General features: G+C 58.8%; 15 protein-coding genes. 12 read left to right on the top strand and 3 right to left on the bottom strand.

The features are described 5' to 3' along the window. Positions 1-53 precede the first annotated feature (53 nt). From LAB08_RS21400 to dsbG, 4 genes are all read left to right on the top strand, one after another. On the top strand, positions 54-1,007 hold the full coding sequence (locus LAB08_RS21400; RefSeq protein ID WP_096509825.1) for a tetratricopeptide repeat protein: 954 nt from the start codon (positions 54-56) through the stop codon (positions 1,005-1,007). Between the two features lie 109 nt (positions 1,008-1,116). After that, entirely contained in the window at positions 1,117-2,859 is a 1,743-nt protein-coding gene (dsbD, locus tag LAB08_RS21405) for a protein-disulfide reductase DsbD (protein WP_096509824.1), read from the top strand. Next, complete coding sequence (locus LAB08_RS21410; protein ID WP_096509823.1) at positions 2,859-3,713, top strand: TlpA disulfide reductase family protein; 855 nt, start codon at positions 2,859-2,861, stop codon at positions 3,711-3,713. Before dsbD ends, LAB08_RS21410 begins: the two co-directional genes overlap by 1 nt. Continuing rightward, entirely contained in the window at positions 3,689-4,456 is a 768-nt protein-coding gene (dsbG, locus tag LAB08_RS21415) for a thiol:disulfide interchange protein DsbG (protein ID WP_096509822.1), read from the top strand. Before LAB08_RS21410 ends, dsbG begins: the two co-directional genes overlap by 25 nt. 120 nt (positions 4,457-4,576) lie before the next feature. Here the strand turns inward: dsbG and LAB08_RS21420 are convergent, their stop codons facing one another. Continuing rightward, on the bottom strand, positions 4,577-5,389 hold the full coding sequence (locus tag LAB08_RS21420; protein WP_096509821.1) for an alpha/beta fold hydrolase: 813 nt from the start codon (positions 5,387-5,389) through the stop codon (positions 4,577-4,579). Between the two features lie 337 nt (positions 5,390-5,726). Here LAB08_RS21420 and LAB08_RS21425 point away from each other — a divergent pair, with 337 nt between their 5' ends. The 6 genes from LAB08_RS21425 (at position 5,727) to LAB08_RS21450 (ending at position 13,234) form a co-directional block, all read left to right on the top strand. Next, positions 5,727-7,769 carry a type VI secretion system Vgr family protein gene (locus LAB08_RS21425; protein WP_096509820.1) on the top strand — a complete coding sequence of 681 codons (2,043 nt, stop codon included), beginning with the start codon at positions 5,727-5,729 and terminating at the stop codon, positions 7,767-7,769. Next, a complete protein-coding gene (locus LAB08_RS21430; protein WP_096509819.1) occupies positions 7,766-8,620 on the top strand; it encodes a DUF4123 domain-containing protein in 855 nt (284 codons plus the stop codon). Before LAB08_RS21425 ends, LAB08_RS21430 begins: the two co-directional genes overlap by 4 nt. Positions 8,621-8,664: 44 nt before the next feature. Continuing rightward, positions 8,665-9,387 (top strand): hypothetical protein, encoded by a 723-nt coding sequence (locus tag LAB08_RS21435; protein ID WP_254007485.1) that lies wholly within the window; start codon positions 8,665-8,667, stop codon positions 9,385-9,387. A 12-nt stretch (positions 9,388-9,399) separates the two neighbouring features. Continuing rightward, complete coding sequence (locus LAB08_RS21440) at positions 9,400-10,251, top strand: hypothetical protein (RefSeq protein ID WP_254007486.1); 852 nt, start codon at positions 9,400-9,402, stop codon at positions 10,249-10,251. A 12-nt stretch (positions 10,252-10,263) separates the two neighbouring features. Beyond that, a complete protein-coding gene (locus tag LAB08_RS21445) occupies positions 10,264-12,411 on the top strand; it encodes a lipase family protein (RefSeq protein ID WP_096509817.1) in 2,148 nt (715 codons plus the stop codon). 274 nt (positions 12,412-12,685) lie between these two features. After that, positions 12,686-13,234: an RNA polymerase factor sigma-70 gene (locus tag LAB08_RS21450; RefSeq protein WP_096509816.1), complete on the top strand. Its 549-nt coding sequence runs from the start codon at positions 12,686-12,688 to the stop codon at positions 13,232-13,234. 139 nt (positions 13,235-13,373) lie between these two features. Here the strand turns inward: LAB08_RS21450 and LAB08_RS21455 are convergent, their stop codons facing one another. Together LAB08_RS21455 and LAB08_RS21460 are read right to left on the bottom strand one after the other, a co-directional pair. Continuing rightward, positions 13,374-14,177: a substrate-binding periplasmic protein gene (locus LAB08_RS21455; RefSeq protein WP_096509815.1), complete on the bottom strand. Its 804-nt coding sequence runs from the start codon at positions 14,175-14,177 to the stop codon at positions 13,374-13,376. Positions 14,178-14,272: 95 nt separating this feature from the next. Beyond that, on the bottom strand, positions 14,273-14,896 hold the full coding sequence (locus LAB08_RS21460) for a TetR/AcrR family transcriptional regulator (RefSeq protein WP_096509814.1): 624 nt from the start codon (positions 14,894-14,896) through the stop codon (positions 14,273-14,275). A gap of 163 nt (positions 14,897-15,059) precedes the next feature. Here LAB08_RS21460 and LAB08_RS21465 point away from each other — a divergent pair, with 163 nt between their 5' ends. Together LAB08_RS21465 and LAB08_RS21470 are read left to right on the top strand one after the other, a co-directional pair. Then, positions 15,060-16,862: an acyclic terpene utilization AtuA family protein gene (locus LAB08_RS21465; RefSeq protein WP_096509813.1), complete on the top strand. Its 1,803-nt coding sequence runs from the start codon at positions 15,060-15,062 to the stop codon at positions 16,860-16,862. Positions 16,863-16,874: 12 nt separating this feature from the next. Continuing rightward, entirely contained in the window at positions 16,875-17,744 is an 870-nt protein-coding gene (locus tag LAB08_RS21470) for an SDR family oxidoreductase (RefSeq protein ID WP_096509812.1), read from the top strand.

Below are 17,744 nucleotides of genomic sequence, written 5' to 3' on the forward strand. Positions count from 1 at the left end.
AGCCTGTATCGGGTTGCACTCAAATTCATTCCTACTCGATAGAGGCTGCAAATATGCATTCACATTTAAGTATTTTAACGACTCTGTTCAACCTGCGTGACACCCTGAGCGCACTGATAACCCGAATCACCGATCAGCCCCAAGAAGCGATCACCAAGGGCATCGTCCTGTACAACCTGGGAGAATTCAGCCAGGCCAAGTCCTATCTGACGATCGGCGCCACCGCAGGCGACCGTGCGTCGCAATACGCGTTGGCCGAGGTGATAAGGCGTCAGGCAGGCAGCATCACCGAAGAAGCAAAAAACTGGTATCGACTCGCTGGCGCTCAGGATCATGTTTACGCCCTGATGCGACTGGGAGACGAAGCCTCGCTCAAGAAAGCGAAGGAACTGGCCCAGACCGAAGCCGACAAAGGCAATGCTGACGCCATGCTTGAGTTGTACGAGTTGAACCAGAACATTGAGGCATTGAGAAAAGCCGCGGATGCCGGTTCTCTGGAGGGGCAGTACATTCTTGCGGTCAAGTACGACAAGGACGAATCGCTCATTGCCGACAGCCGCCTACGTCGAGCCACCATCGATTTGCTGTTGAGAAACGCAGCCGAGGCCGGTTTCTCAAAGGCCATGCATTGGTACAGCAACCGCTTTCCGATCAACCAGAATCTTCCTCTCAGGCGTCAATGGCTGGAAAAGCGCGCCGAACTCAATGACGTCAATGGGGTGCTGGACTATGGTCTGGGGCTCTGTGGTTTCTATGAGGATGATAACGGCGTCGACAAGGAGTACGGGTTCAGCCGAAATCTGGTTAAAGGCTATGGTTTGATCTGGCTGGTTGTCGAAACCACCGCAGAACTGTCTCGACACACGACCGCCAAACAGTGCCTTGAGGAGACTGCCAAGGAGATGACAACCGATCAAATAGCCGCCGCGAAAACCTTCGCGCAACAATGGAAGAAGTCTCATCCTCCGATGTCCGAATACAGGCTGGCCTATAGCGATGTTGTCTGATCCGGTCTGGCAGTCATTGCCAGGGACGGCCATCGACGGGTTGCGTTAACACCCGGTTAATCGCGGGCCATCATCTTGGGCAATGTGTGTCATCCCCAAGGCGTTGTCGATGCGTTACATTCTTTCATTGTTATTAGTATTCTTTGCCAGCCTGGGTCAGGCCCAGGCTGGCGGCAATCCGTTTGAATCCAAGCCCGATTTTCTGCCCGTCGGCAAAGCGTTCGTTTTCACCTCAGAGCGCCTTGAATCCGGTGAAACCCAGTTGTTCTGGCAAATTGCCGACGGCTATTACCTATACCAGAAACGCCTGAAATTCGATGGATTGTCTGCCGGGCAGCATCCTGTGCTACCGGAGGGCGAGTCCCACAGCGACGAGTTTTTCGGTGAGCAGCAGGTCTATCGCCAGGGCCTGGAGCTGAAGGTCCCGGCTGGAGCCACCGGGCAGATCAAGGTGGGTTTCCAGGGCTGCGCCGATGCCGGATTGTGTTATCCGCCGCAGACTCAGGTCGTGGATCTGGGCGGTAACGTCGATGTTTCCGCGACGAACGAAGCACCGGATCAAGCCCTGGCCAGTGGTCTGCAACAGCGGGCGCTGGGCTGGAGCCTCATGGTCTTCTTCGGCCTCGGTTTGTTGCTGGCCTTTACCCCGTGCTCACTGCCAATGTTGCCGATTCTGGCCGGGCTGATTGTCGGCAGTGGTGCCACACCCAGACGCGGTCTCACCCTGGCCGGCAGTTATGTGGTCAGCATGGCACTGGTGTATGCGGCGATGGGCGTCCTGGCGGCGTTGCTCGGGGCAAATCTGCAGGCCCTGCTGCAAAACCCTTGGCTGCTGGGCAGTTTCGCCGCGATTTTCGTGCTGTTGGCGTTACCCATGTTCGGCTACTTCGAGCTGCAACTGCCGGTGGCCGTGCGTGATCGACTGGAAAATGTCTCGCGCAATCAGCGTGGCGGCAGCCTGGTCGGCGCGGGTGTGCTGGGAGCCTTGTCCGGTCTGTTGGTTGGCCCGTGCATGACCGCGCCGCTGGCAGGCGCGCTGCTTTACATCGCACAAAGCGGTAATGCTCTGCATGGCGGGCTGATCCTGTTCGCCCTGGGTATTGGTATTGGTGTGCCACTGTTGTTGCTGGTGACAGTCGGCAATCGCTTCCTGCCCAAACCCGGTGCCTGGATGAATCTGGTCAAGGGCATCTTCGGCTTCCTGTTCCTTGCCACCGCATTATTGTTGCTACGCCCGGTATTGGATGAATCACTTTGGGTTGGCTTGTGTGGTGCGCTGCTGCTGATTGCCGCCTATAGCGCCTGGAAGCAATCGGACGGTTTTGGACGCATCGCGCATCTGTTCGGCGCAAGCTCTTTACTGCTCGGTCTGTGGGGCAGCCTGTTGATGGTCGGTGCGGCGGGCGGCAGTGATGATCTGTTCAAGCCGTTGCAGGTGTTCCGCGCTTCAGGTTCGGCTGTCGCCGCGATGCCAACGGGCCACGACGCCTTCACTACAATCAAAGACCCGGCCGCGCTACAGCGGGAACTCGATGCGGCGCAAGCCCAGGGCCAGTGGGTTTTGCTGGACTACTATGCCGACTGGTGCGTGTCGTGCAAGGTCATGGAAAAACAGGTGTTCGGTAAGGCCAAGGTCCTCGAGGCCCTCAGCGATGTGCGCTTGCTCCGGCTGGATGTGACCGCCGACAATGCCGCCAGCCGCGAACTGCTCGGCCGCTATAAAGTGCCGGGACCACCGAGCCTGCTGTGGGTCGGTGCCGACGGCGTTGAGCGTCGCAGCCAGCGCATCACCGGCGAGGTCGATGCCGAGACCTTCCTGCAACGCTGGACCACCACCCGAGACGCCCGTTAATGCTGACCTTCACCCTCGGCACCTTTGCCATCGCGCTCAACCATCTACTGCTGATCAGTGCATTGGCACTGGCGACGTTCGTCGGTTGGCGGGTGGCCAGGCGCGGTGGCGATAACCCCGAGTCGGTACTGTTCAGCCTGTTTTTGATCGGCTTGCTCGCGGCACGGGTCGGTTTCATCGCAGCTTACTGGGCGCACTACCGCAACGATCCCTGGCAGGTGATCGACCTGCGCGACGGCGGCTTTCTCGCCTGGCCGGGGGTGATCGCGCTGGTGCTTGCCACGCTGTACCGGGGCTGGCGTCGCCCCGGCCTGCGCCGTCCGTTGGGCTTTGGCGTGGCCAGTGGACTGGCGTTCTGGCTGCTGGCGACCTTCTCCCTGAGCCTTTATGAGCAAGGCACGCGCCTGCCGGAAATCACCCTGCGCAACGCCGCCGGTGAAACCGTGCAACTGGCCGACTACAAGGGTGGCCCGCTGGTGATCAATCTGTGGGCCACCTGGTGCCCGCCCTGCCGTCGGGAAATGCCGGTCCTGGAAAACGCCCAGCAACAACGCCCGGACCTGACGTTTCTATTCGTCAATCAGGCCGAAAGCATGCAAAGCGTCGCTACCTTTCTGGAAACCCAGGGCCTGAGCCTGGCCAACGTGCTGTTCGACGGCGGTGGTCGCCTGGGCCAGGCCGTCGGTTCCATGGCCTTGCCGACGACGCTGTTCTATAGCCCCGACGGTCGCCTGTTGGGCAGCCATCTGGGCGAACTGTCGCAAGCCAGCCTGGCCCGCGCCCTGGAAAACTTCGACTCCGCACCTGCCACCTCTTCAAGGAAACCGCCATGCCCCGCCTCCGCCACCTGCTGACCCTGACCCTGGGTGCCGCCCTGCTGCACTTGCCGTTGGCGCAGGCCGAAGAGTTGCCCGAAGCGATCAAGAAGATCGAAGCCAAAGGTGCGAAAATCGTCGGCCAATTCGACGCACCCGATGGCTTGCGTGGTTACGCGGCGCAATACCAGAACCGTGGCATGGCGCTGTACCTGACACCCGATGGCAAGCATGTGCTGCTGGGCAACCTGTACGACGCCGAAGGTAACGACTTGAGCAGCGCGCCGTTGCAAAAACTGGTGTACGCGCCGATGGCCAAGGAAATCTGGGGCAAGATGGAAGCCAGTAACTGGATCGCCGATGGCAACAAGGATGCGCCACGCGTCATCTACCTGTTCAGTGACCCGAACTGCCCGTACTGCAACATGTTCTGGGAACAGGCACGGCCCTGGGTCAAGGCCGGCAAGGTCCAGTTGCGCCACATCATGGTCGGCATCATCCGCGAAGACAGCCCGGGCAAATCCGCCGCGCTACTGGCCGCAAAGGACCCGCAGAAGGCCCTGCATGACCACGAAGCCGCCGGCAAGGGCAGCTCGCTCAAGGCGTTGAAGGACGTGCCGCCGGCGATTCAGGCAAAGCTCGCCGCCAACATGCAATTGATGGAAGACCTGGAACTGCAAGCCACTCCGGCGATTTTCTACATGGATGACAAGGGCGAGCTGCAACAGCAACAAGGGGCGCCTTCGCCGGACAAGTTGGTGAAGATTCTCGGGCCCAGGTAGTTGGTTTTGCTGTCAGACTTGTAGTGGCAGCACTGACGTCATCGCGGGCAAGCCCGCTCCCACAGGTATGTGCGATCTCTGTGGGAGCGGGCTTGCCCGCGATGACGTCAGTACGAACAACTATCTCTTCCTGGCTAAAAACTTCAGCAGTGCTTCAGTCACAAACCCCGGATTCTCCAGATTGGAGATATGTCCCGCCTCCGGCACCAGCACACACGGGCAACCGATCAACTGCGCCATTTCACGGGCTTCCGAAGGTGGACGTGGCTTGTCCTGATCGCCACAGATCACCAGCGTGGTCGCTGCATCCAGCTCACCCAGACGCGGCAACAGGTCATCGCGGCCAAAGGTAATCCGCCCCATCGGTACGATGCTTTCGCGCAGGCGCTCGGGCGGAAGTGCCGCCAATTTGGCGCGGAAGTCCTGATACAACGCCGACTGCGGATCAATGCCCGGGCGGAAGAAAATCGGCACCACGATATCCAGCAACTGTGGCGCGATCACGCCGGTTTCTTCGATCATCTTGAACAGCGAAAAGTAGTATTGGCGGGTCGGCTCCGGCTCGACGCCAACATAGGTGTCCATCAGTACCAACCCGTTGAGCCGCTGCGGTTCCGACAAGGCCAGGCGCACGCCCCACATGCCCCCGACCGAGAGGCCAACCAGGGTCGCGCGATCGATGTCCAGATGATCGAGCAATGCCAATGCCTGGCGCGCCACATCGTCCAGCGACGTCGTGCCGGCAGGCAGTGCCCCTGATTCACCATGGCCCCACAGGTCCAGGGCAATCACCCGATACTGTTGTGACAGCGCGGCAATCTGCGGCGCCCACATGGCCTGATCCCACAGGTAACTGCCAGCCAGCAGGACTGCCGGGCCGGTGCCTTGATCGATGTAATGAAGGGGGCGACCGTCAATGGTTACGAAAGGCATCGGAGCGTCTCCGTTTGAAAAATGGAGTCGGAAGATTGAGTGTCTGATGGTTAGCAGTCAATCACACGAATGTAAGCGTTTGCCGTTTTCGCGAGCAGGCTCCCACAGGGACTGATGGTATTCACACATCGGCGCCCCGCTGGATTGCAGCGTTCTAATTGAAGGTTTGTAACGGCATTTTAGGAAGCGTCTGACATCAATTCATTGGCAGCCTTGGTAGCGTTGCAGCTGAACCCGGCTTCAGAACGTTTTACCGTAAAGGGTCATGGATGACCTTTTTACACGCGTGCATCAACGTTCCGGAGTCTGTGCAACGCCGCAGGACAAGGAGTCATGCATGCCCGACGCGACCCTCGATACCCGTTTCACGCTTGCGATCACCGATTTCGAACACGACCTTCAGGTCCTATCCTTCGTTGGCAATGAGTCCATCAGCCAGACCTACGCCTTCGATGTCGAACTGGTCAGCGACAGACCGAACCTGGACCTGGAAAACCTCCTGCACAAACAGGCTTTCCTGGCCTTTAACGATCATGGCAACGGCATTCATGGCCAGATACATAGCGTTGCCCACGGTGAGAGCGGTCATCGCCTGACCCATTACAGCCTGACGCTGGTGCCTCGTCTGGCCTATCTCAAACACCGAATCAACCAGCGCATTTTTCAGCAATTGACCGTTGCACAGATCATTGCGACGGTATTGGAAGACCACGGCCTCAATCGTGAATTTCACGAGTTCCGCCTGACCTCGGTTTATCCCCCTCGCGAATATTGCGTGCAATACCAGGAATCTGATTTGCACTTCATCCAGCGCCTCTGTGAAGAAGAAGGCCTGCATTACCACTTCAGCCATAGCCGCGAAAAACATCTGCTGGTGTTTGCCGATCATCAGTCCATGTTCCCCCGGATTGAAGGGGTAACACCTTATCGACGGGACAACGGCCTGGTTGCCGAAGGGCCGGTCATCAAGCGATTCAAGCGACAACTCAATACCCGCCCCAGTCGCACCACACGCCGAGAGTACGATTTCAAGAAAGCCAGCATACTGTTGGAATCCAACTGCCGATCCGCGCCCGGCCAGGTTCAGCCGGATCTGGAAGATTATGCTTACCTGGGAAGGGTTGATCTGGTTGAGCGTGACAAGGTGCGAAGTCAACGATCCCTGGAACGTCACCGCGTCGATCACGACCGGGCAAAGGGCAAAAGCGATCAACCGTCCCTGGTATCCGGGCACCTTCTGCAGATGTCGGAGCACCCGATCCGTGAATGGAACGACCTCTGGCTACTGACCAAAGTGCGCCATGAAGGCCGGCAACCCGCCGTGCTCGAGGAGAATTTCAGCCACGACGCGATCGATCGCCAGGACGGCTTTGTCCAGGGTTATCGCAACCGGTTTGTTGCCATTCCCTGGGATGTTTTCTACCGCCCGCCCCTCGTCCACGAAAAACCGCGAATGCTCGGCAGCCAGACCGCGAAGGTCACCGGTCCCGAAGGCGAAGAGATCCATTGCGATCGATACGGGCGGGTCAAGGTGCAGTTTCATTGGGATCGCGAAGGGCGACACAACGATCAAAGCAGTTGCTGGCTGCGGGTGGCCTCCGGTTTCGCCGGCAATGCCCACGGTAGCGTCAGCCTGCCGCGGGTCGGCATGGAAGTACTCGTCAGCTTTCTGGAAGGTGATCCCGACCAACCGCTGATCAGCGGCTGCCTGATCAACAGCATCAACCCACCGCCCTATGCATTGCCGGAGCATAAAACCCGCAGCGTGTTTCGCTCGCGCAGTACACCGAACAGCACCGGCTTCAATGAAGTGCACCTGGAGGATCGCGTCGGTCGGGAGTTGATCTACCTGCGCGCCCAACGGGATATGGAACAGAAGATCGAAAACGACAGTCGCCTCGAAGTGGGCAATGAGCGGCGGGAAACCATCAAGGGCAACAGTTTTACGCTGCTGGAGGCGCAAGAACATCGCACTGTCCTGGGGGATCACATGGTCCATGTGGCCAGCAACAGCCACACCCGCGTCGATCAAAACCTGGTCATCGAGGCTGACCAGGTTTGCATCAAGGCCAGCAAGTTTCTGATCCTGGAGGCCGCCGCGGGCGTCAGCATTCGGGGAGGCGACCAACACCTGGTGATTGGCCATGGCGGCATTTTCGGCAGCAGCGAGCTCCAGCTCGGTGGCGCACCGGTGCCCGGCTCGGCCATCTCGGCACCCGCAATGGTTCAAGCACTATCGGCGCCAGCGGAACTGCGCCCCGTGCTGGCGCTCAGCCAAAGGGCATTGATGACGCACAGCAAAATGCTGGGCGCGGACTTCTGCCCCGTTTGCGAGGCCTGCCGTGCGGGCATTTGCCTGCCACAAGGAGACCTGGCATGACTGACTTGTTTGTCCGTCGCTGGATGACTGACCAGCAACGTGCTGGCTATTCGCTGTGCTTGATTCTGGACCCTGAACATGAAAACGACATCTGCCAGTCACTGTTGAACGCCAGCCCGATCGAGCAGTATCTGAGTGTCTACGAAGGCACTGCCATCACCGACCTGGCCAATGCCGGGCCGTTCATTTTCACCCTCGACCAGCCCGGCGACAGACGCATCGATGGACTGCTCGAACATCCGCAGCGTAACTGGGGATGGCTGGCCAGCCTGCCGAAAGGTGACTTGCCCAACCTGGCCAAACACTGGCGCGAACGCTTGCTCATCGGTCCGCGTGCGCATCAAGCGCTGTACCGCTTTCATGACAATCGGGTGTTGGCCCGGGCCCTCGAACAATTACCTGCCGACGCTCTTCCGGCCTACCTAGGGCCGGTGATCAGTGTGTGCTGCTGGGATGGCGCAGGCTGGAAAATCACCGACAACCCGGCACCCGGCACTTATCCAGTGCCCAATGAACCCCTGTGGTTGCGCACATCGACTTGCGCTTGGCAGGCAATGCAAATTCGCCTTATCAATGCCCATCGTTACCTATTGGCCGAGCACGTAAAGGCCTACGCCGACCTCGCCGGACAACATGATCCGGATGCATGGATACGCGATCGACTGACCCAAGCGGATGCATGGGGCTGGCACGCGCCGGAGCAAGTGGAGTTTCTCTTGGTGCAGAGCCTGCAAGCACCGGCCTATACCCTGGAGGCGTATTGGCAGGCGCGTGCCGATGAAACACCGGCCAGGCATTTTGAGCGGGTGTATTCGTTACAGGGGTTTGGCAAAAGGCAGACGTCGTTATGAACGGCCCATGGCGCGGCGCCGGCCTGGGGGGATGCATGGTGTTAATGGCCGGCTGCGCCAGCCAGCCGAATACCTTCACCTTCACGGCGGAGTTACCGCCGGATTTCGCCTACGTCGCAACGGTCTACTACGTGCCCGTCGAGGGCGAAACCTGCACCGTCAAAAACCGGCGCAACAAAAACATCATGTTCAACCGGGAATGGCGCAGGCAATACACACCGGATGCCGAAATCGCTATTCGGAGAACGATCCATGGCTGCCCCTCGGTGATCCGGCGTATTGAGCTGGATATCAATGCGACCTATGGAGAAGACCGGGGAGATTTTGGGGCCGACAGCGCCAACGTCGCCTTTCGCGACGAGTTGGAAGAGCAATACAAGCGCACGTTCAGTGACGCGGGTGAAAGTACGTTTTACGGTGAATGCCAGTGGCTGTTCCGCACTGCTGGCACTTACCGACGGATCGTCAAAATCCTCGACTGCAAAAAAACCAATGCACAGGGCGAGCTGGGAAAGGGGCGTCCGTTCTCGGCGTACACCCTTGATCAACTGTCCGGTAAAACCGTGAGGATGAAGATCAAACTGGCAGAGGAAGAAAGGCCTGCCATTGGCGACACCTGGGTCAAGGTACCCAATGGCTGGAAGCGCTGCATGGGTGACAACTTCGAAGATCAGTACGCGTTTTGCTTCGGTAATTACAAAGATTTCAGCGGCTATCAAATGCCCGACGGGCGCCAATGCACGATTTACCCCGGCTGTACCGAATAAGGAGATTTAGACATGGAAAGCCTTTCACATCCGGGTGCTGGAGCCTGTGCCACGTCACCCGATAAGGAACACTGGAGGTTCGAGGCGGCCCCATACCACCGAGCGCTGCGCCGTTTGATTCCAGGCTGCTGCCTCGTGCTGACCGCCGGCTGCGCCAGCCAGCCGAATACCTTCACCTTCACGGCGGACTTGCCGCCTGATTTTGCCTACATCGCAACGGTCTACTACGAGCCCGCCGAGGGCGAAACCTGCACCATCAAAAACCGGCGCAATAAAAACATCATGTTCAACCGGGAATGGCGCACGCAATACACACCGGACGCCGAAATCACTATTCGAAGAACGATAGATGGCTGCCCCTCGGTGATCCAGCGTATTGAGCTGGATATCAATGCGACTTATGGAAAAGACCGGGGAGATTTTGGGGGAGACAGCGCCAACGTCGCCTTTCGTGACGAATTGGAGGAGCAATACAAGGGCACGTTTAGCAACACGGGTGAAAGTATGTTTTACGGTGAATGCCAATGGCTGTTCCGCACCTCCGGCAAGCCCCGCATCCTTCGAAAAATCCTCGACTGCAAAAAAACCGACGCACAGGGCGAGCTGGGAAAAGGGCGTCCGTTCTCGGCGTACACCCTTGATCAACTGCCCGGTAAAACCGTGAGGATGAAGATCACGCTGGCTGAGGAAGAAAAACCTGGCTGGGGAGACACCTGGGTCAAAGTGCCCGGGGGTTGGAAGCGTTGCATGGGCAAAGGTTTAGAAGACCAGCGCGCTTACTGCGATGGCAATTACACGGATTTTAGCCATTTCAAGATGCCGGATGGCCGCATTTGCACCATTTACCCCGGCTGCACGGAATAAGGAGATTTAGACATGAAGTCCATGGATGAAGAATTGTCATCACGCTTGAGCAGCAGAGTGCTGGCATGCCCGGTACAAGGCAAATGGACCAGTTTTCAATTGGTCGACGAGTTCGGCTCGGGAGAACCCTACGCCGGACTGGTCTACACAGTGATCGATTCGGAAGGCCAGAAATACAGCGGCTATCTCGATATCACAGGCACAGGAAAAGTCACTAACCACTTTGCAGGCCCGGTTGCGCTGGTTTTCCATGAGAAGTACGAAGGCACAGAACAACTGTATAAAGACTTACGAACCAGACCTCACTACCCTCTCCAAATAACCGAACTCCAGGTACGCGCCGAGCAAGCCCGCTTCCTGAACCCGGACGCAACACGCCCCATCAGCAATCCAGCCCAAGCCTGCGCCGATGAATTCGTCCAGATAGAAGTGCGTCATCTGGTCGAGCATGTTTCGCATCTCCCTCCAGAGTCGTCCTGCCCGGGTAGTACAGGACGCTCAACCATCATGGGGGAGCATGGCAAGCTCGGCTTTGCCCTGCTACCGCAACAGCACACGGTGCTTGAAGTACGACCACTGCGGGCCTTGCGCCCCATGCTGTCGACCGGCCCCGATTTCTGCGCACTGAACCTCTATCAACTCGCGCTGATGTCAACCCTGAGCTATTGCCCTTTTGGTCAGGAACCAGAGAAAGCGCCCATAAACTCTACCGTGAGCTTTCCGCTGCAACCGAGCGTTGGAAACTGGTTTGGCGATGCGATGGCCGTGTCAGATGAAATTTGGCAGGTCAATTCATCACAAACCAAACCTTACTATCCGTTGTATGAAGATGTGCCGTACTCCAAACGTCTGGAAATCGTGCCGTTTGATCCCTCTCTCTATGACGTGAATAACCCTGCACTAAAGAGCAATCAGGAACACCCTGCCAAAGTTCACTTTCTCAACGATATCGATAGAGAAGATGCCACAGATACCCAAGCCTTCATCACCCACAACGACGAACTGATCCTGATTGCCGTGCGGGGTACTTCCGAGAATCCTCCCGATGCCCTTCGCGACGCCGATGCATACCAAGTGCCGTTTCAAGGCACCGACAGCAAGGTGCACCGAGGTTTTTATGGAGGTGCGTTAAAGGCTTACGACTTTGTACTCAACTATCTCGACAAATTTTATGCGGGCCAAAAGCTCTTGATCTGCGGCCACAGTCTCGGCGGCGCCGTAGCCTTGCTGCTCGCGGAGATGCTGCGTCGCAGATCGGAAAACTACACCCTCCAACTCTACACCTACGGCGCCCCCCGAGCCGGTGATGCCAACTTCGTCAAAGGCGCGGAACCGCTGGTGCACTACCGCATGGTCAACCACAACGACCCGGTGCCCAGCGTGCCTGGCACCTGGATGAATACCAAGGCCAATGTTTTCGGCGCCGGGGCCGCGATGACCTTTGTCAACGTTCCGCTCGGCCTGTCGGTGTTTGTCGCGGGCATTACCAATTGGACCGGTGAGCCGTACGAGCACCACGGCGCCTTGCTCCACTTCATGCCTGTGCGCTTCAACAGCCAGGAAATGTCTTCGATTCTCTGGCAGCCGGGCTGCGACGTCATCAACCAGCATGCCGCGTGCACAGTGGCGCTGCAGCAGCAAAACGGCCTGCCGCAGCGACCCTCGTTGCTGTCTCAGATTTTCCAGGCCGCAGACCATTTCATGGCGCCTGCCTACATTCCCGCCTGCTGGGCGACGTTGCGGCGCTGGCAGCAAGCATCGGAATCGAACCTTCCCCTGATCACCCGTCGCGAGCTTCAATTTGTAGAAGGCGCATTGAACATCGTCTCTGAAGAAATGCGCCGCAAACGGCAGGATCTGATGGCCAGGCCGGATGCCTATGTGCGGAGCCAGGAAAAGCTCATCAATGCCCTCGAGCAGGAGATTGACCGGATCAAAACCACACAAGCGCGACTGGCGCCCCTGTCTTATCAGTCCATCAAACAGGAAGATGTCTACGGCGTGCTGTGTGCGCAACCCGAGCAACTGGCGCAGAACCTGGCCCGCTGGCAGGCACATCCACAGAACCAGGCTCCCGTGCAACTGGCAGTGGCGCCGCAACCAGGCGCGAACGAACGCTCGATTCCACCGATGACCATCGATATCGATTCGATTGTTTGAACCATATCCGGCATCAACGGTGGGCAGTGGTGGACACCCAATATATGAACACCCTGAATCCCTGTAGGAGCGAGCCTGCTCGCGATAAACCGGAGAACACCGCGGGGTGTCAGGTGAGTCCGCGTGTCGTAGCGTTCACACCCCACATTCGAGCGCACTGCTCGCCCCCCCTCAATTGACAATAATTATCATTACGAATAATTTGTCGCTCGATGTGCTGGACGGCCAGGATTTCCCGGCGTCCCACTAACCTATTGGCAGCAAGGTGATTTCCATGACGGAACAAGTGTCCACAAGCAGGTGCGATTCACCGCTACTTCAGGCCTTCGTCGACAATCGACTGATTCTGGTCAAGATTGCAGCGCGCATCACCGGCTGCCGTTCGCGTGCAGAGGATGTGGTGCAGGATGCATTTTTCCGGTTGCAATCGGCACCCCCGATCACGTCCTCGTTCAAGGCTCAACTCAGTTATTTGTTCCAGATCGTGCGCAACCTGGCGATCGATCACTACCGCAAGCAGGCACTGGAGCAGAAGTATTCCGGGCCTGAAGAGGAAGGGCTGAACGTGGTGATTCAGGGCGCTTCGCCGGAAACGTCGCACATTAATTTTTCGACCCTGGAAAACATCGCCGACGCCCTCACCGAACTGCCGAGCCGTACCCGCTACGCCTTCGAAATGTACCGCCTGAACGGCGTACCGCAAAAGGACATCGCCAAGGAACTCGGTGTCTCGCCAACCCTGGTCAACTTCATGATTCGCGATGCGTTGGTGCATTGCCGCAAGGTGTCGGGCAATCGTGCGGATGCCAGTGCACGTCGTTAAGCGACGACATTTGTGTCGCTCCCATCGCGAGCAAGCCCGCTCCCACAGGTTCAGCGCTAACCCTGTAGGAGCAAGCTTGCTCGCGATGGACGTCAACGATAACCCGTGATGTCTGAATGAGCGCGACCTGTGGAACCCTCTAATGCGGAACCGGCACCACCGCAATCTTGTACGGATCAAAAATCTTCAGCATCTGGCCATTGTCCCGCAGCTCTTGCAGCAAGCTGCCGAATGCCTCACCCGTGATCGGCGCTGTCGGGCGCAGGATGGCGTAATGGTGATAAACCTGGTCGACGCGATCGGACACCAGCAACTGATCAGCGACTTTCAGATTGCGTAAAAAGTAGTCGCTCAAGTATGAGCGCGTCACCAGGGCGATGTCGGCGCGGCCACGCAGCACCATCAGCAGGTTACTGTCATGGGAGTAGGTCAACGTGGCGTTGTAGTGGGTGGCGAGGTATTTGGGCTCGGCGTTGAAGCTGGCAAATTCATAGTGGTAACCGCTGAACAGCGCCAGACGCTTGCCCGTCAAGTCGTCAAAATAGTCTTGCTGGCGAGCCGACCGGCCTTCGGGTTGACGTTGGGCGACGAATATTTCGGCGTCTTCCAGGCCCATGTCGACAATGGTGTGCGGGATTTCTTTCCAACCCCAGTCGGGATTTTCGAAGATCGCCATGTCCACCCGCCCTTGCTTGAAGTCACCAAAGCGTCGGGGAATGGAAGTGGGCACCAGCACGAATTGATAGTCGCTTTGCAGGGCATTGAGCGCTGCGACCAATTGCGGCAGCAGGCCCGTGTCGGCCCCGGTTTCCGGGCGCACGGTGTACGGAGGAAAGTGCGCGGCACCGATGCGCACCAGTTGTGCGGCCTGGGACGGCAAAATCGATAACGCCGCAAGCGCTGCCAGCAAAAAACGCGAAGCCGTCCGAATTGGCGAAGACATCAATACGACCCACTCCCCAAAAATACTGCATCAATGCTTTCAAGCTAGGCGGTTTCGCCCAGTTAGCCAGTTTCCTGCCGACCAACACAAACTTATTATTTTTCCTCCAGCACCAGAGTCAGCGCTTCATCGGCCAACTGATCGAGGCTCATGCTGCCATCAGCGCGAAACCAGGTGGTCGTCCAGGACAAAGCCCCGGTCAGGAAACGCCGGGTGACGAATACATCACCGCGAATGAACCCGGCGCTCTTGGCTTCGCCCAGCACCTGCAACCAGATGTCTTCATAGATGTCCCGCAGTGCGAGGACTTTTGCCTGGCCGTCCTCGGACAGCGAGCGCCATTCGTAGACCAGCACCGCCATGGCCTCACCGCTGCCGCCCATGATCGACTGCAATTCGCAGCGGATCAGCGCCAGCACCCGCTCGCGCACACTGTGGGCTTCGGCGAGGGCTGCGCGCATCAACGCGGTGTTGTAGCGGACGGTCTCTTCCATCACGGCCCGCAGGATTTCGTCCTTGCTTTTGAAGTGATGGAAAATGCTCCCCGACTGAATGCCCACGGCACCGGCCAGATCGCGCACGGTGGTGCGCTCGTAGCCTTTGTTGCGAAACAGGTGGGCCGCCACTTGCAGCAGCTTGCCACGGGCGCTGTCCGGATCGGTCAACTGGCCGTTGTCGACCAGATCACGCATGACCCTCAGGGCTTTTTGCTCGTCCACCCGTTCTCTCCTACAGTCTTGATCACCGCTAAAACAGCGGGCTTGCGCGGGCAATTTAAGCTGGCATTGGCAACCAAGCAAGCGCTCGGGCAGAAGATATTTCAGTCATTTACAAACCAAGCGCTTGCTTGGTAGTCTCGATTCACATCTGTCGGAGGTGGTTATGGAATTGACTGCGCCCAAAACGATCCGCATCGGTTGCGCAAGCGCCTTCTGGGGCGATACCTCGACTGCCGCCGCGCAACTGGTGGAAGGCGGGCGCCTGGACTACCTGGTGTTCGATTACCTGGCCGAAATCACTATGTCGATCATGGCCGGCGCGCAGATGAAAGACCCCCAGGCCGGTTATGCCAGTGACTTCATCGAAGTCCTGAGCCCCCTCCTCACACAGCTCGCCGAACATAAAATCCGCGTCATCAGCAATGCCGGCGGAGTCAATCCACAGGCCTGCGCCGCCGCCCTGCAAGCGGCCTGCGACAAGGCCGGAGTGGCATTGAAGATCGCCGTGCTGCTGGGTGACGACCTGCAACCGCAGTTCAAACAGCTGAGCACCCTTGGCCTCCATGAAATGTTCAGCGGCGCCCCGCTGCCGCCGATGTGTGTCTCGACCAATGCCTACCTCGGCGCGCCGGGCATCGTCGAAGCCCTGCGTCTGGGGGCGGACATCGTGATCACCGGGCGCGTGGTCGACAGCGCCGTGGTCAGCGCCGCGCTGGTGCATGAATTCGGCTGGTCGTGGCACGACTATGACAAACTGGCCCAGGCGGCGCTGGCCGGGCACATCATCGAATGCGGTGCGCAGTGCACCGGGGGCAACTTCACCGATTGGCGCGATGTGCCGGACTACGAACACATCGGCTTTCCTATCGTCGAAGTGAGCGCCGACAGCCAGTTCATCGTCAGCAAACCCGAAGGCTCCGGTGGACTGGTCACGCCACTGACGGTAGGCGAGCAGATGCTCTATGAGATCGGCGATCCGCGCGCGTATTTGCTGCCGGATGTGGTCTGCGATTTCACCCAGGTCAAACTCGTTCAACAAGGCAAAAATGCCGTTCAGGTGCATGGCGCAAAAGGCCTACCACCGACCGCTCAGTACAAAGTCAGTGCCACGTATCCGGATGGTTTCCGCTGCACCGCCAGTTGCCTGATCGCCGGCATCGATGCGGTCGACAAGGCCCGTCGAGTCAGCGCGGCGATCATCAACAAGACTTCGGAAATCTTCACTCGGCGTGGCTGGGCGCCCTACAGTGACGTCAGCATCGAACTGCTCGGCAGTGAAGCCACGTACGGCCCCCATGCCCAGCGCCAGGACAGCCGCGAAGTGGTGATCAAGCTCGCCGTACGCCATCCGAACAAGCAGGCATTGATCGTGTTTTCCCGGGAAATCGCCCAGGCGGCCACCGGTATGGCGCCGGGGCTGACCGGCATCGTCGGCGGACGGCCGACGGTGTATCCACTGATCCGCTTGTTCTCGTTCCTCATCGACAAATCCGCCTGCACGCTGGAAATTGATTTCATGGGTCAACGCCATCCGTGCGCCCTGCCCGCCCTGGACATGCTCGATACCCATGATTTACCCGCGCCGTTCGAACCACCCAGACCCGATGGTCCGGCGGACGCCAGCGTGGCGCTGATCAAACTCGCCGTGGCGCGCTCCGGCGACAAGGGCAACCACAGCAACATCGGCGTCATGGCTCGCGCACCCGAGTACCTGCCGTGGATTGCCGAGGCCTTGACCCCGGAGGTGATCGTCGACTGGATGAGCCACGTTCTCGACCCGGTCCACGGACGTGTCGAGCGCTGGTATTTACCCGCCACCCACAGCCTGAATTTTCTTCTTGAAAACGCCCTCGGTGGCGGCGGCGTTGCCAGTCTGCGCATCGACCCGCAAGGCAAGGCCTTCGCCCAGCAACTGCTGGAAATCCAGATTCCGGTGCCGCAGCGCATCGCCGACCAGGTCAACTAGAGGATTGCCACCATGGCCTACGATTCGATTTTCAAAGCCGATTTGTTTGCCGGTCAAACCATCATCGTCACCGGTGGCGGCAGTGGCATCGGCCGCTGCACCGCCCACGAACTGGCGGCCCTGGGCGCCCATGTACTGCTGGTCGGGCGCAAGGCCGACAAACTGAAAAGCGTCGCCGCCGAGATTGCCGAAGACGGCGGCAAGGCCGACTGGATTGTCTGTGATATCCGTGACGAAGACGCGGTCAAGGATCGTGTCGGCGACCTGATCAAAAAACACGGCCCGATACACGGCCTGGTCAACAATGCTGGTGGGCAGTACCCATCGCCCCTGGCCTCGATCAACCAGAAGGGCTTCGAAACCGTGATGCGCACCAATCTGGTGGGCGGTTTCCTGATGGCCCGGGAAGTGTTCAATCAGTCCATGAGCAAGCATGGCGGGTCCATCGTCAACATGCTCGCCGACATGTGGGGCGGCATGCCCGGGATGGGCCACTCCGGCGCGGCACGTTCGGGCATGGACAACCTGACCAAGACCGCCGCCTTCGAGTGGGGTTACGCCGGCGTGCGGGTCAACGCCGTGGCGCCGGGCTGGGTTGCGTCCAGCGGCATGGACACTTACGAAGGTGCGTTCAAGGCGGTAATCCCGACCTTGCGCGAACACGTGCCGCTCAAGCGCATCGGCACCGAATCGGAAGTCAGTGCGGCCATCGTTTTCCTGCTGAGCCCGGCAGCGGCGTTTATCAGCGGCAGCACCTTGCGCATTGATGGTGCGGCCAGTCTCGGCGGACGGGCGTGGCCGATTCACAAAGCGACGAACAGTGAGTCGTACAACGGTTTTCACCGTGCGTACCTTCCTGATGTGCTCAAGGACAAGGAATAA

The sequence above is a fragment of the Pseudomonas izuensis genome, from assembly GCF_002356535.2.
Taxonomy (GTDB): domain Bacteria; phylum Pseudomonadota; class Gammaproteobacteria; order Pseudomonadales; family Pseudomonadaceae; genus Aquipseudomonas; species Aquipseudomonas izuensis.

Excerpts from the sequence above, each read along its gene's own strand:
- LAB08_RS21470 (WP_096509812.1), top strand. The coding sequence starts at position 16,875 with ATGGCCTACGATTCGATTTTCAAAGCCGATTTGTTTGCCGGTCAAACC.
- LAB08_RS21425 (WP_096509820.1), top strand. The coding sequence starts at position 5,727 with ATGCCCGACGCGACCCTCGATACCCGTTTCACGCTTGCGATCACCGAT.
- LAB08_RS21435 (WP_254007485.1), top strand. The coding sequence starts at position 8,665 with ATGGCCGGCTGCGCCAGCCAGCCGAATACCTTCACCTTCACGGCGGAG.
- LAB08_RS21450 (WP_096509816.1), top strand. The coding sequence starts at position 12,686 with ATGACGGAACAAGTGTCCACAAGCAGGTGCGATTCACCGCTACTTCAG.
- LAB08_RS21465 (WP_096509813.1), top strand. The coding sequence starts at position 15,060 with ATGGAATTGACTGCGCCCAAAACGATCCGCATCGGTTGCGCAAGCGCC.
- LAB08_RS21410 (WP_096509823.1), top strand. The coding sequence starts at position 2,859 with ATGCTGACCTTCACCCTCGGCACCTTTGCCATCGCGCTCAACCATCTA.
- dsbG (WP_096509822.1), top strand. The coding sequence starts at position 3,689 with ATGCCCCGCCTCCGCCACCTGCTGACCCTGACCCTGGGTGCCGCCCTG.
- LAB08_RS21430 (WP_096509819.1), top strand. The coding sequence starts at position 7,766 with ATGACTGACTTGTTTGTCCGTCGCTGGATGACTGACCAGCAACGTGCT.
- LAB08_RS21445 (WP_096509817.1), top strand. The coding sequence starts at position 10,264 with ATGAAGTCCATGGATGAAGAATTGTCATCACGCTTGAGCAGCAGAGTG.
- dsbD (WP_096509824.1), top strand. The coding sequence starts at position 1,117 with ATGCGTTACATTCTTTCATTGTTATTAGTATTCTTTGCCAGCCTGGGT.
- LAB08_RS21420 (WP_096509821.1), bottom strand. The coding sequence starts at position 5,389 with ATGCCTTTCGTAACCATTGACGGTCGCCCCCTTCATTACATCGATCAA.
- LAB08_RS21440 (WP_254007486.1), top strand. The coding sequence starts at position 9,400 with ATGGAAAGCCTTTCACATCCGGGTGCTGGAGCCTGTGCCACGTCACCC.
- LAB08_RS21455 (WP_096509815.1), bottom strand. The coding sequence starts at position 14,177 with ATGTCTTCGCCAATTCGGACGGCTTCGCGTTTTTTGCTGGCAGCGCTT.
- LAB08_RS21400 (WP_096509825.1), top strand. The coding sequence starts at position 54 with ATGCATTCACATTTAAGTATTTTAACGACTCTGTTCAACCTGCGTGAC.